10 protein-coding genes are annotated in these 12774 nt (G+C 67.3%); 9 read left to right on the top strand and 1 reads right to left on the bottom strand.

Annotation, left to right across the window (positions count from 1 at the left end):
* Positions 1 to 35: 35 nt before the first annotated feature.
* A complete protein-coding gene (gene phoU / locus Q1K09_RS00870; protein WP_300342392.1) occupies positions 36 to 692 on the bottom strand; it encodes a phosphate signaling complex protein PhoU in 657 nt (218 codons plus the stop codon).
* Positions 693 to 859: 167 nt separating this feature from the next.
* Between phoU and Q1K09_RS00865 the strand changes: the two genes are divergently transcribed.
* The 9 genes from Q1K09_RS00865 to Q1K09_RS00825 all read left to right on the top strand — a co-directional run bounded on the left by Q1K09_RS00865 (position 860) and on the right by Q1K09_RS00825 (position 12766).
* Positions 860 to 2113, top strand: coding sequence for an ATP-binding protein (locus tag Q1K09_RS00865; protein WP_300342390.1), 1254 nt, complete (start codon positions 860 to 862; stop codon positions 2111 to 2113).
* Complete coding sequence (locus Q1K09_RS00860; protein WP_300342388.1) at positions 2110 to 2790, top strand: response regulator transcription factor; 681 nt, start codon at positions 2110 to 2112, stop codon at positions 2788 to 2790. The genes Q1K09_RS00865 and Q1K09_RS00860 overlap by 4 nt, the downstream gene beginning before the upstream one ends.
* Before the next feature lie 68 nt (positions 2791 to 2858).
* The gene (gene purH / locus Q1K09_RS00855; protein WP_300342386.1) at positions 2859 to 4493 is read left to right on the top strand and encodes a bifunctional phosphoribosylaminoimidazolecarboxamide formyltransferase/IMP cyclohydrolase; all 1635 of its coding nucleotides are present in this window, start codon (positions 2859 to 2861) and stop codon (positions 4491 to 4493) included.
* Positions 4494 to 4628: 135 nt separating this feature from the next.
* Positions 4629 to 5963 carry a magnesium transporter gene (gene mgtE / locus Q1K09_RS00850; RefSeq protein WP_300342384.1) on the top strand — a complete coding sequence of 445 codons (1335 nt, stop codon included), beginning with the start codon at positions 4629 to 4631 and terminating at the stop codon, positions 5961 to 5963.
* Between the two features lie 108 nt (positions 5964 to 6071).
* The gene (locus Q1K09_RS00845) at positions 6072 to 8291 is read left to right on the top strand and encodes an NADP-dependent isocitrate dehydrogenase (RefSeq protein ID WP_300342382.1); all 2220 of its coding nucleotides are present in this window, start codon (positions 6072 to 6074) and stop codon (positions 8289 to 8291) included.
* Positions 8292 to 8307: 16 nt separating this feature from the next.
* Entirely contained in the window at positions 8308 to 8832 is a 525-nt protein-coding gene (locus tag Q1K09_RS00840; RefSeq protein WP_300342380.1) for a gamma carbonic anhydrase family protein, read from the top strand.
* 119 nt (positions 8833 to 8951) lie between these two features.
* A complete protein-coding gene (locus Q1K09_RS00835; protein WP_366908796.1) occupies positions 8952 to 9983 on the top strand; it encodes a TIGR03557 family F420-dependent LLM class oxidoreductase in 1032 nt (343 codons plus the stop codon).
* Positions 9961 to 11652 carry an alpha-amylase family protein gene (locus tag Q1K09_RS00830; RefSeq protein WP_300342379.1) on the top strand — a complete coding sequence of 564 codons (1692 nt, stop codon included), beginning with the start codon at positions 9961 to 9963 and terminating at the stop codon, positions 11650 to 11652. Before Q1K09_RS00835 ends, Q1K09_RS00830 begins: the two co-directional genes overlap by 23 nt.
* A 190-nt stretch (positions 11653 to 11842) precedes the next feature.
* Positions 11843 to 12766, top strand: coding sequence for a hypothetical protein (locus Q1K09_RS00825; RefSeq protein WP_300342377.1), 924 nt, complete (start codon positions 11843 to 11845; stop codon positions 12764 to 12766).
* Positions 12767 to 12774 lie beyond the last annotated feature (8 nt).

The following is a 12774-nucleotide window of genomic DNA, read 5'->3' as shown; positions in this document are numbered from 1 at the left end:
GGTGCGGCCTCGCCGGGTTGAGTCCGGCAACAGGCCTATACGGCCGGCTCGGCCTCCCACTCGCCGGTCTCCAGGTAGTGGACTTTCTTCGCCACGGAGACTCCGTGGTCGCCGAAGCGCTCGAAGAACCGGCTGGCCAGTGTGGCATCGGCGGTGCTGGCGGCGGAGGCCTCCCAGGTGGGGCTGGCAATGGTGGTGAAGATCCCGGCGTGCAGCTCGTTGATCGCCTCATTGAGTGCGTAGATCTCCGACAGCAGGGAGACCTCGCGGGTCTCCAGCAGCTGAACGAGCTTCTGCGCCAGGGACACGTCCATCTGGGCCATCTCCCGGTAGACCGGCACCAGCGGCTCCGGGGACACCGTGTCCGGGTAACGCAGACGAGTCAGCTGGGCGATGTGCCGGGCCAGGTCGCCCATCCGCTCCAAAGAGGTGGACATCCGCAGGGCGCCGACCACCAGCCGCAGATCGGAGGCCACGGGTCCCTGCAGTGCCAGCAGCTCGATGGCCTTCTCGTCCAGATCGTGCTGCATCGAATCGATCCGCGCATCGGCAGCGATGACCTCCTCAGCCAGCTGCACATCAGCGGATTCGAACGAGCGGTAGGCCTTCTCCATCGCTTCGGCCACCAGCACCGCGATATCGGTCAGCTGGCCGCCCAGGTTGTGGAGGTCCTCCTGAAAAAGCTTGCGCATAGTGATGTTGTCCTTTCCTCACGCAGGTCCACCGGCAATCCTCCCTGGCAAGGATGAACAGGTCCGGGGCGCGGAAGCAACGGGAAGGTGAACAGCGTATGAACTGTTGACGGTCACCCCACCATAGAGCAACAGGCTGGTGAACATCCCGCCTATGCTGGAGGATCGTGGACCCCCTGCTCATCGCGGTACTCACCGGCGCCGTCGGCCTGGCCATCGGTGTGGTGGGCATGCACGCCTTCAGAGTCAGTGAGCGCCAGCGTGCCGCCGGCATCGACGTGGACGAACCCACGATGCCCGAGGGCGCCACCGAGGTGCTGGCCTCCCTGGGGCTGGCCTACATAGTGGTGGACACCGTCGACGGCGTCGTCCGCGCCAACCCGGCCGCCTACGCCTTCGGCCTGGTCCGCGGCCACACTGTGGTGCATAAGGAAGTCTTGGCGCTCACGGCCCGGGTGCGCGGCGACGGCGTCATCATCGAAGAGCAGCTCGAGCTGCCCCGCGGTCTGCAGGGGGAGACCTCCATAGTGGTCAGCCTGCGGGTGGCGCCGCTGGGGGATGAATACATTCTGGTGCTGGCCGATGATCGCACCGAAGTCTCCCGCACCGAAGCGGTCCGCAATGACTTCGTCGCCAACGTCTCCCACGAGCTGAAGACCCCGGTGGGTGCCATCAGCCTGCTGGCCGAGACCATCGAAGACGCCGCCGGTGACGAAGAGGCTGTTCGCCGGTTCTCCCAGCGCCTGCACAAGGAGTCCAACCGGCTGGCCGTGCTGGTGCAGGACATCATCGAGCTCTCCCGCGTCCAAGGCAAGAACGTCGTCCATGCCGGCGTCCCGGTGGACCTGAACTCTGTGATCGCTGAGGCGGTGGACCGTTCCAGACTTCCGGCCGAGGCTAAGAACATCGAGCTGAGAGTCGGCGGACACCTGCCGCGGCGGGTCCACGGCGACGCCGACCAGCTGACCATGGCGTTCCGCAACCTCATCGACAATGCGGTGCGCTACTCGCCGGAGGGCACCCGGGTGGGCATCGGACTGTCCTCCCGCGACGGCATCGCCCAAGTGACCATCACTGACCAGGGCATCGGCATCGCCCCGGAGGACCAGGAGCGCATCTTCGAACGCTTCTACCGGGTCGACGCCGCCCGCTCGCGGCAGACCGGCGGAACCGGACTGGGCCTGAGCATCGTCAAACACGTCATCGGGAACCACGGCGGCGAAGTAGCCCTGTGGTCCCAGCAGGGCAGAGGCTCCACGTTCACCGTCCGGCTGCCGGAGCTGGAGGAGGGACTCAGCGACCTCAGGGGCCTGGGCAGCCAGGAGGAGCTGGACGCCCAGCTGGCAGCCACTGAAGACTTCACAGAAGCTAATCGCACCGCGCCGCGCGCTGGTGGGGAACACGAGGGAGGAAACGCGTGACCAGGATTCTGATCGTCGAAGATGAGGCCTCGTTCTCCGAGGCGCTCTCCTACACCCTGCAGAAGGAGGGGTACGACGTCGTCGTCGCTGAAGACGGTCTCGACGCCGTAGAGATCTTCGACAAAGAAGGTGCAGACCTGGTGCTTCTGGACCTCATGCTCCCCGGTCAGCCAGGCACCGAAGTGTGCCGCCAGATCAGGCTGCGCTCCAAGGTTCCGGTGATCATGCTCACCGCCAAGGACTCCGAGATCGACAAAGTGGTGGGCCTGGAGCTGGGCGCCGACGACTATGTCACCAAGCCCTACTCCTCCCGCGAGCTGCTGGCCCGGGTGCGGGCGGTGCTGCGCCGGCATGTGGAGCCGGAGTTCGACGACTCCTCGACCATCGTGGCCGGACCGGTGCGGATGGACATCGAGCGCCACATCGTGGAGTTGGCCGGGCGGATGGTCAATCTCCCGCTGAAGGAGTTTGAGCTGCTGGAGATGCTCATCCGCAATGCCGGACGGGTGCTGACCCGCGGGCAGATCATCGACCGGGTCTGGGGCACCGACTACGTGGGGGACACCAAGACTCTGGACGTCCACGTCAAGAGGCTGCGTTCCAAGATTGAGGACGACCCCGGCAAGCCGCGCCTGCTGGTCACCGTGCGCGGGCTCGGCTACAAGTTCGACGCCTGAGCACGGCCGGCTGCCACGGCGCTAGACTGGTTCGCGGTCTCTGCACGGCACGAATCTAAGGAGCACGCATGAGCAGCTCAGACGACATCCGGCCCATCCGACGAGCTCTCATCTCAGTGTTCGACAAGACTGGGATCACCGACCTGGCCCAGGGGCTGCACGCCGCAGGGGTCGAGATCGTCTCCACCGGATCCACCGCAGCCCGCATCTCCGAGGCGGGGGTCCCGGTCACCGCCGTCGAGGAGGTCACCGAGTTCCCAGAGATGCTCGACGGCCGGGTCAAGACCCTGCACCCGCGCATTCACGCCGGCATCCTGGCCGACCGCAGCAACCCGGAGCACCAGCGCACCCTGGAGGAGCACGGCATCGCCGGCATCGACCTGGTGGTGGTCAATCTCTACCCGTTCGCCGAGACGGTGGCCTCCGGCGCCTCCGAGTCCGAGATCGTGGAGAAGATCGACATCGGCGGGCCCTCCATGGTCCGCGCCGCGGCCAAGAACCACGCCTCAGTCGCCGTCGTGGTGGATCCGCTGCGCTACTCGGAGACCGTCGCCGCCGCTGAAAAGGGCGGCTTCAGCCTCGCCGAGCGCAAACGCCTGGCCGCGCTGGCCTTCGCCTACACCGCGGCATACGACACCGCAGTGGCCCGCTGGACCTCCACAGAGTTCGACGCCGACTTCGACTCCACCTCCATTCCTGCCCCGGTCACGCTCTCCGGCTCGCGCCGCCGCCCCTTCCCGCCCTACGCAGGCCTGGCCCTGGAGCGGGTGGCCGGCCTGCGCTACGGAGAGAACTCCCACCAGCCGGCCGCGCTCTACGCCGAGCACGACGGCGCCCCCGGACTGGCGCAGGCCACCGTGCTGCACGGCAAGGAGATGAGCTACAACAACTACGTCGACGCCGATGCGGCAGTGCGCACCGCATACGACTTCAGCGAACCGGCGGTGGCGATCATCAAGCACGCCAACCCATGCGGGGTTGCCGTCGGCGCCACCGTGGCCGAGGCACACCGGGCCGCCCACGCCTGCGACCCGCTCTCAGCCTTCGGCGGAGTCATCGCCGCCAACCGGGAGATCAGCGCAGAGATGGCCCAGACCGTCTCCGAGATCTTCACCGAGGTCGTCGTCGCGCCCAGCTTCGCCGCCGAGGCGCTGGAGATCCTCACCCGCAAGAAGAACGTCCGGCTGCTGCAGCTGCACCCGGAGCACCGCCGGGACGCGGTGGAGTACAAGCAGATCTCCGGCGGAATGCTGCTGCAGGCCTCCGACTCGCTGCAGGCCGAGGGCGACAACCCGGAGAACTGGAAGCTGGTCTCCGGCGAGCCGGCCGACGACGCGACACTGGCGGACCTGCAGTTCGCCTGGCGCGCGGTGCGCTCAGTGAAGTCCAACGCGATCCTGCTGGCCAAGGACGGGGCGACCACCGGCATCGGCATGGGGCAGGTCAACCGGTTGGACTCCTGCCGACTGGCCGTGCAGCGGGCCAACACCTTAGGCGGCGACGGCGTGGAGCGCGCCCGCGGATCGGTGGCCGCCTCTGACGCGTTCTTCCCCTTCGCCGACGGGCTGCAGAGCCTGATCACCGCAGGCATCACTGCCGTGGTCCAACCCGGCGGGTCGCAGCGGGACAGCGAGGTCATCGCCGCAGCCGCCGAGGCCGGGCTGACCATGTACCTCACCGGAGCCCGGCACTTCTACCACTGAGACTTCGGTACCCTGAAGCCTATGCGTCGATCCAGTACCTAGCCCCGAGGTGCTCCGCCGGTCCGGGCGCGGCACCGCCGTACGGGGCACGCCGCGTCCAGCAGAGCCGAGAACCTTCCAAGGGGTGAGGTACCCATGACCGAGCAGCTCGACGAACTCGCTGACCTGATCCGGGACGCGAAGCTGCGCGACCTGCGGCTGGCCCTGGACGAGCTCAACCCCGGAGATGTCGTCGACTTCCTGGAGCGCCTGGGGGTCAAAGACCGCGCCGTCACATTCCGGCTGCTGCCCAAGGACACCGCCGTCGAGGTCTTCGACATGCTCGACCAGGCCCTGCAGCACGAGATCATCGAAGGGCTGCAGGACGGCGACGTCGCGCACTTCTTCGCCTCCCTGGACCCCGACGACCGGGTCCGGCTCATGGACGAGATGCCCGCCTCAGTGGCGCGGAAGATGCTGCGCCACCTGGGCCCGCGCGAACGCTCCCTGACAAGCATCATCCTCGGCTACCCCTCCGGGACCATCGGGCGCGCGATGAGCCCGGAGTTCGTGGCGATCCCCGAGCACTGGACCGTCGCCCAGGCCCTGCAGAAGGTCCGGCGGGCTGGGGCCGAGGCCGAGACCGTCTACACCCTGCCGGTGGTGGACCGGCAGCGCCTGCTCAAGGGCGTGGTGTCCCTGCGGGACCTCCTCATCGCGGAGGAGGACACTGTGGTGGAGACGATCATGAACGACGCCGACTCCGTCGACGCCGACCATGACGCCGAGGACGCCGCCCGCCGCTGCGCCGACCGCAAGCACCTGGCCATGCCGGTGACCGACTCCGAGCACCGCGTGGTGGGGATCTTCACCGTCGACGACGCCCTGAGCATCATTGAGCGTGAGGAGTCCGAGGACGCCGCCCGCCACGGCGGTGCCGAGCCGCTGCACCGGCCCTACCTGTCCACACCGGTGCTGCGCATTATGCGCTCCCGCATCGTGTGGCTGCTGGTGCTGGGGGTCGGCGCGGCGCTGACCGTCTCAGTGCTCGGCGCCTTCGAAGAGCAGCTGGAGGCGGTGACCATACTCGCGCTGTTCGTCCCGCTGCTCATCGGCACCGGCGGAAACACCGGCAACCAGGCGGCCACCACCATCACCCGCGCCCTGGCGCTGGGCGATGTCAGCACCCGCGACGTGTTCAAAGTGCTCTGGCGCGAAGTGCGGGTGGGGCTCACCCTGGGCTCCACTCTGGGGACCATGGGATTCGTGCTGGCCGGAGTGGTCTACGGATGGGACATCGGCACCGTGATCGGCCTGACCCTGGTGGCCATCTGCACCCTGGCAGCCAGCGCCGGCGGTCTGATGCCCCTGCTGGGCAAAGCCCTGGGGGCCGACCCCGCGGTGTTCGCCAACCCGTTCATCGCCACCTTCGTCGACGCCACCGGCCTGATCGTCTACTTCATGATCGCCATGGCGATTCTGGGCATCTGAGCCCACGGAGCCGACGTCGGCGACGGCGCCCGGCCGGTGCCGGAATTGATAGATTGAGACCCGCACATCAACTGACCGCACAACAGACCTCAAGGGAGCTGCCGCCCCATGGCAAAGATCATCTACACCAACACCGACGAAGCCCCGATGCTGGCAACCTTCTCGCTGAAGCCCATCATCGAGGCCTTCGCCTCCACTGCCGGGGTTGAGGTGGAGACCCGGGACATCTCCCTGGCCGGGCGGATCATCGCCCAGTTCCCGGACTACGTCGGTGAGGACAAGGCCGAGGCGGATGCTCTGGCTGAGTTGGGTGAGCTGGCCAAGACTCCCGAGGCCAATATCATCAAGCTGCCCAATATCTCAGCCTCGGTCCCGCAGCTGAAGGCCGCCATCGCCGAGCTGCAGGAGGCCGGCTACAAGCTGCCCGACTACCCGGAGTCCCCGGAGACCGAGGAGGAGAAGGACATCCGGGCCCGCTACGACCGGGTCAAGGGATCAGCCGTCAACCCGGTCCTGCGCGAAGGAAACTCCGACCGTCGGGCGCCCGCCTCCATCAAGCAGTACGTCCGCTCCAACCCGCACCGCATGGGCGAGTGGAGCAGCGACTCCAAGACAGAGGTCGCCACCATGGGGGAGAACGACTTCGCCTCCAATGAGCAGTCGGTCATCATGGAGTCCGAGGACACCCTGACCATCCAGCATGTCGCCGCCGACGGCACCGTCACCGCGCTGAAGGAGGACCTGAAGGTCCAGGCCGGCGAGGTGGTCGACGGCACCTTCATGTCCGCCAAGGCGCTCGACGAGTTCCTCCGCGCCCAGGTGCAGCGCGCCCAGGAGATGGACGTGCTGTTCTCCGCCCACCTGAAGGCCACCATGATGAAGGTCTCCGACCCGATCATCTTCGGCCACATCGTCCAGGCATTCTTCCCCACTCTGTTCGAGAAGTTCGGCGACCAGCTGGCCGAGGCCGGTCTCTCCGCCAATGACGGACTGGCCTCCATCCTCTCCGGAGCCCAGAAGCTGGGCGAGACGGGAGAGGCCATCCAGGCTGAGTATCAGAAGGCGCTGGAGGCCGGCCCGCGGATGTACATGGTCGATGACTCCAAGGGGATCACCAACCTGCACGTCCCCTCCGACGTGATCATCGACGCCTCTATGCCGGCCGTCATCCGCAACGGCGGCAAGGGATGGGGCCCCAGCGGCGAGAAGGACGACACCCTCGCGGTGATCCCCGACTCCTCCTACGCCGGGGTGTACCAGGCCGTCATCGATGACTGCAAGGCCCACGGCGCCTTCGACCCCACCACCATGGGCACGGTTCCCAATGTGGGCCTGATGGCGCAGAAGGCCGAGGAGTACGGCTCCCACGACAAAACCTTCGAGATCAGCCAGGCCGGAACCGTGCAGGTGGTCAACAGCGCCGGCGATGTGCTCATCGAGCACGAGGTGGAGGCCGGGGACATCTGGCGGGCCTGCCAGACCAAGGACGCCCCCATCGCCGACTGGGTGAAGCTGGCGGTCGCCCGCGCCCGCGAGACCGGCGCGCCGGCGGTGTTCTGGCTGGATGAGAACCGCGCGCACGACGCCAACCTGATCTCCAAGGTCAAGACCTACCTGGCCGATCACGACACCTCCGGACTGACCATCGAGATCCTCAACCCGGTGGAGGCCACCAAATACTCGGTGGCCCGCGCCCGCCGCGGGGAGGACACCGTCAGCGTCACCGGCAACGTGCTCCGCGACTACCTGACGGACCTGTTCCCCATCCTGGAGCTGGGCACCTCGGCGAAGATGCTCTCGATCGTGCCGCTGATGGCCGGCGGCGGGCTGTTCGAGACCGGCGCCGGCGGGTCGGCTCCGAAGCACGTGCAGCAGCTGGTGGAGGAGAATTACCTGCGCTGGGACTCCCTCGGAGAGTTCTTCGCGCTGGTGCCCTCCCTGCAGAAGTACGCCGAGCAGGCCTCCGCCCCGAAGGCCAAGGTGCTGGCCTCCGCACTGGACCGGGCCACTGCCACCTTCCTGATGGAGAACCGCTCTCCGGGCCGGAAGCTGGGCACCATCGACAACCGTGGATCCCACTTCTACCTGGCGCTCTACTGGGCCCAGGAGCTGGCGCAGCAGAGCGAAGATGCCGAACTGGCCCAGACCTTCGGGCCGGTGGCCGAGCAGCTGGCCAGCCAGGAGGAGACCATCGTGGAGGAGCTGCTGGCGGTGCAGGGCTCCCCGGCCGACATCGGCGGCTACTACCGGCCCGATGAGCAGAAGGCCTTCGCCGTCATGCGGCCCTCGAAGACCCTCAACGCGATCATCGACGGCCTGGCCGGCTGAGAGTAAGCTCTCGCTCATGGCACATGTGCTGAGCATCGCCGGGAAGACCCCTCGCTTCGGCGAGCGGGTCTTCCTGGCGCCCACCGCCGCCATCACCGGAGACGTCACGATGGCTGAGGACTCCAGCGCCTTCTACGGGGTCTCCGTCCGCGGCGACCGCGCCCCGATCACTGTAGGCGCCGGAACCAACCTGCAGGACAATGTCACCGTCCACGTCGACGACGACTCACCCTGCCGCATCGGAGCGGGCGTCTCCGTGGGCCACGGGGCCGTGGTGCACGGATGCACTCTGGGAGACCACACTCTGGTGGGGATGAACGCCACAGTGCTCTCCGGGGCGGAGGTGGGCCAGGAGTGCCTCATCGCCGCCGGAGCCGTCATCCTCGGCGGCACCCAGATTCCGCCGCGCTCGCTGGTGGCGGGGGTGCCGGCCAAGGTCCGCCGCGAGCTGACCCAGGAGGAGATTGACCACCTCCACAGCAACGCGGCGGTGTACCTGCAGATCAAGACCGAGCACCTGCAAGCCCTCGACCAGCAGTAAACCCCCAGGTCAGCGCCCGGATGAGGCGCTGCGCGATCAGCTGGAATCCAGGGTCCACCCACCTTCTGCCGGGCGCGCACCCATAGTCAGCCGTACAGAGCTTTCGCAGCAGACGATGGGTGAGTGATGGCATGGCGGTCCTCGGCTTCCACGCCTCGCACGAACAGATCGCCCCCTCTGAGCTGCTGACTGCGGTCCAGCACGCCGAAGCGGCCGGGTTCGAGGCTGCCATGTGCTCCGACCACTTCATGCCCTGGTCCCAGCGCCAGGGCCACTCCGGATTCGCCTTCTCTTGGCTGGGAGCTGCCTTGGCCTCGACCCGGTTCACCATCGGCTCGGTCTGCGCTCCGGGGCAGCGCTACCACCCCGCCGTCGTCGCCCAAGCCGCCGCCACCCTGGGCGAAATGTTCGAAGGCCGCTACTGGATGGCCCTGGGGGCCGGACAGAACATGAACGAGCACATCACCGCGGACCCCTGGCCGCCCGAGGAGGTGCGCCGCCAGCGGCTGGAGGAGAGCGCCGAACTGATTCGCCGGCTGCACACCGGGGAGTGGATCCACCACCACAGCGGCCACACTCAGATGCAGGACGCCTACATCTATGACCGCTCGCAGACCCCGGTGCCGCTCTACGCCGCCTGCATCAGCCCGGAATCAGCCCGCCGGGCCGCCGCCTGGGCCGACGGCATGATCACCGTGAATCAGCCCGAGGCTGCCCACCGGGAGACCCTGAGCGCCTACCGTGAGGCCGGGGGAGCGGGCCCGGTGATGCTGCAGGTGCACCTGAGCTGGGCGGAGACCCGCCAGCAGGCGGAGGAGATCGCCGACCACCAATGGCGCACCCACACCTTCGGGCCCCGGTGGATCAGGACCTGCCCACACCGCAGCACTTCGACGCCGCCGCAGCGCATATCCCGCTCCAGGCGGTGCTGGATTCGGTGTGGACCTCAGAATCCGCGCAGCAGCACGCCGAGTGGATTGCCCAGGAGGCTGAGCAGTGTGACGCCCTCTACCTCCACCACGTCGGGCAGCAGCAGCGCCGATGGCTGGACGTGGCAGGTGAGCAGATCCTCCCAGCTCTGCGATGACCGATTCGGCCGAACCAGACGAGAGGACGTGACCAGCGCGCATGAGGATCACCGAGACCGCTGACCTGTGGTACAAGAACGCGATCGGCTACTGCATCGACCCGGAGAGTTTCCTGGACTCGGACTCCGACGGGATCGGGGACCTGCACGGCATAGCCCAACGCATCGACTACCTGGCTGAGATCGGGGTGAACTGCCTGTGGCTGATGCCCTTCTACCCCTCCCCGCGCAGAGACAACGGCTACGACATCGCGGATATGTACGGAGTCGACCCCCGCTACGGCGACCACGGGGACTTCGTAGAGCTGATACGCCTGGCCCACGACCGCGGCCTGCGGGTCATCATCGATCTGGTCATCAACCACACATCGGATCAGCACCCGTGGTTCCGCAGCGCCCGCCGCTCCACCTCCAGCCCCTACCGGGACTTCTACGTCTGGCGGGCGGATCCTCCTCCGGACACCTCGGACCAGACCATGTTCCCCGATCAGGAGGACGGGATCTGGACCAAGGATGAGAAGACCGGCCAGTGGTACCTCCATCACTTCCTGCGCACTCAGCCTGATCTGAACACCGCCAACCCCCGGGTGCGCGACGAGATCGCCAAAATGATGGGATTCTGGCTGCAGCTGGGAGTCGATGGATTCCGCGTCGACGCCGTCCCGTTCGCCATCAACCAGACCACCCTACAGGGATTCGACGAGCACGAATTCGATGAGCCGCATCACTACCTGCGCTCGCTGCGGGCCTTCCTGCAGCGCCGGGCCGCCGGCCAGGGCTCAGCGATCCTGCTGGGCGAGGTCAACCTGCCCCACCAGGAGCAGGCCAAGTTCTTCGGAGGCTCCCACGGCGACCAGCTGACCATGCAGTTCGACTCCTACACCAACCAGAAGCTCTTTGTGGCGATGGCCCGCCAGCAGGCGGCCCCCTTGGCTGAAGCGCTGAGATCCCGGCCCGCTGATCTGGCGGTGCAGCCCCAGTACGCCAACTTCCTGCGCAACCATGACGAACTGACCCTGGACCTGCTGCCCGACGATGAGCGAGAGGAGGTGCTGGAGGCCTTCGTCCCGCAGGAGGAGATGCGAATCTTCGGGCGTGGGCTGCGCCGCCGGCTGCCGGGCATGTTCGACGGCGACCCGCGGCGGCTGAAGATGGCCTACTCCCTGCTGTTCGCGCTGCCAGGCACCCCGGTGCTGTTCTACGGAGAGGAGGTCGGCATGGGGGAGAACCTGGACCTGGAGGGACGCGAGGCGATGCGCGCACCTATGCAGTGGAGCAGGGAGAAGAACGGCGGCTTCTCCGCGGCCAAGCCCTCCCAGCTCACCCGGGCTATCACCGAGGGGCTATTCGGTCCCGAGCACGTCAATGCGGCCGACGCCCGGCGCGACCCGGATTCGCTGCTGCACCACATCACCCGGCTGGCGAAGCGCTACCGCGAATCCCCGGAGCTGGGCTGGGGCCGGGTGGAGATCCTCTCCACCGCAGACCCGGCCGTCCTGGTCCACCGCATCACCTGGGAGGACCGCTCGATGGTGCTGCTGCACAACCTCGCACCGGAACCGACCTCGGTGAGCTTCACCCTCGAGGACGAGGAACCCGGAACCGGATTGGTGGATCTGATGTCGGAGCAGGCCTGCGCCTTGGGCTCCGAACGCACCGGGCATATGAAGCTCGACGGCTACGGCTACCGGTGGCTGCGGCTGACCCGCGAGGATGACCCGCGGCTGCTCTGAGCAGCTCCGGGGTTCCCGGCGCGCCCAGCGCCGCCGGAGTCGCCAGGTGGCTCTACGCTTGGAGACCACCGTCAGCCCACTTCCCGGGCCGCGCACACGGTGCCTGGACTCCGATGCTCTGCGCGGCGCGGACCAAGGAAGTGTCCAGCCACCGGCGCTAGTCTCGCCACAACCTGAAGGAGGCCTACCCGTGAGGCGATCACCAGCCGTCACCACACTGTCTGCCGCCGCCGTCCTCTGCGCCCTCACCGGCTGCGGATACAACCCTTTCGAGCCGGCCGGGACCACCGGGGAGCGCGCGGAGGCGAATGCGGGAAACCCGCCCGAGTTCGGCGAGCTCCGGCAGGACATCTTCGATGCCATGCTCAGCGCAGACTCGGTGACCATCACCGGTGACGTCCAGGCCGGAGAGGCTGACCTGGATGAGCTCTTCGACGGCCTCGATGAGGATACGCGCGGCGAGCTGCAGATCTCCGGCGCGCTGGACGGCCGCGCCTCAGAGATGAGCTTCGCAGCCGGAGGCTCCAGCTTCACCCAGCGCGCCGTCGACGGCGAGGAGTACTTCCGCGGGGAGGATTTCGCCGCCCTGCTGGTCAGCGAACTCGATGATGAGGTGGCCGAGGCGGTCGACGAGGCCTTCATCGAAGAGGTGGTCGCCAACGCCTGGGTCCAGTTCGACGACGCCGAGGACCCCCAGGTGTTCTCCGCCGAGGAGTTCATCACCACCTGGCGCCAGGAGCTCGACGGCGAGGACATCGCCGCCATGCAGGCCTCATCCGAGACTGTGGAGGGCCAGCCGGTCTGGGTCTACTCCGCCGACGGCGGAGACAGCGAGTTCGTCGTCGCCGCTGAGGGGGAGCCCTATCTGCTCTCCATACGCGATGAGGACTCCACCTACGAGTTCACAGACTGGAACGCCTCCGAGCCTCCGCAAGTCCCGGAGAACGTCATCACTCTCGACGAGATCTTCGAGGCCATCGCCGAGGAGCAGGGCTGGCCCACCGACGGACTCGGCGGCGAGGACGACGACGAGGACGGACAGAACCAGAATTCCGGACGCAACGAGAACGCGCAGAATCAGAACGACGAGCAGGACGAGGATAGCGGCCCGTAATCAACGAC

The sequence above is a fragment of the Nesterenkonia sp. genome, assembly GCF_029265375.1.
Lineage (GTDB): Bacteria > Actinomycetota > Actinomycetes > Actinomycetales > Micrococcaceae > Nesterenkonia.
The sequence above is the reverse complement of the archived record's forward strand: the minus strand, read 5'-3'. Positions and strand labels throughout refer to the sequence as shown.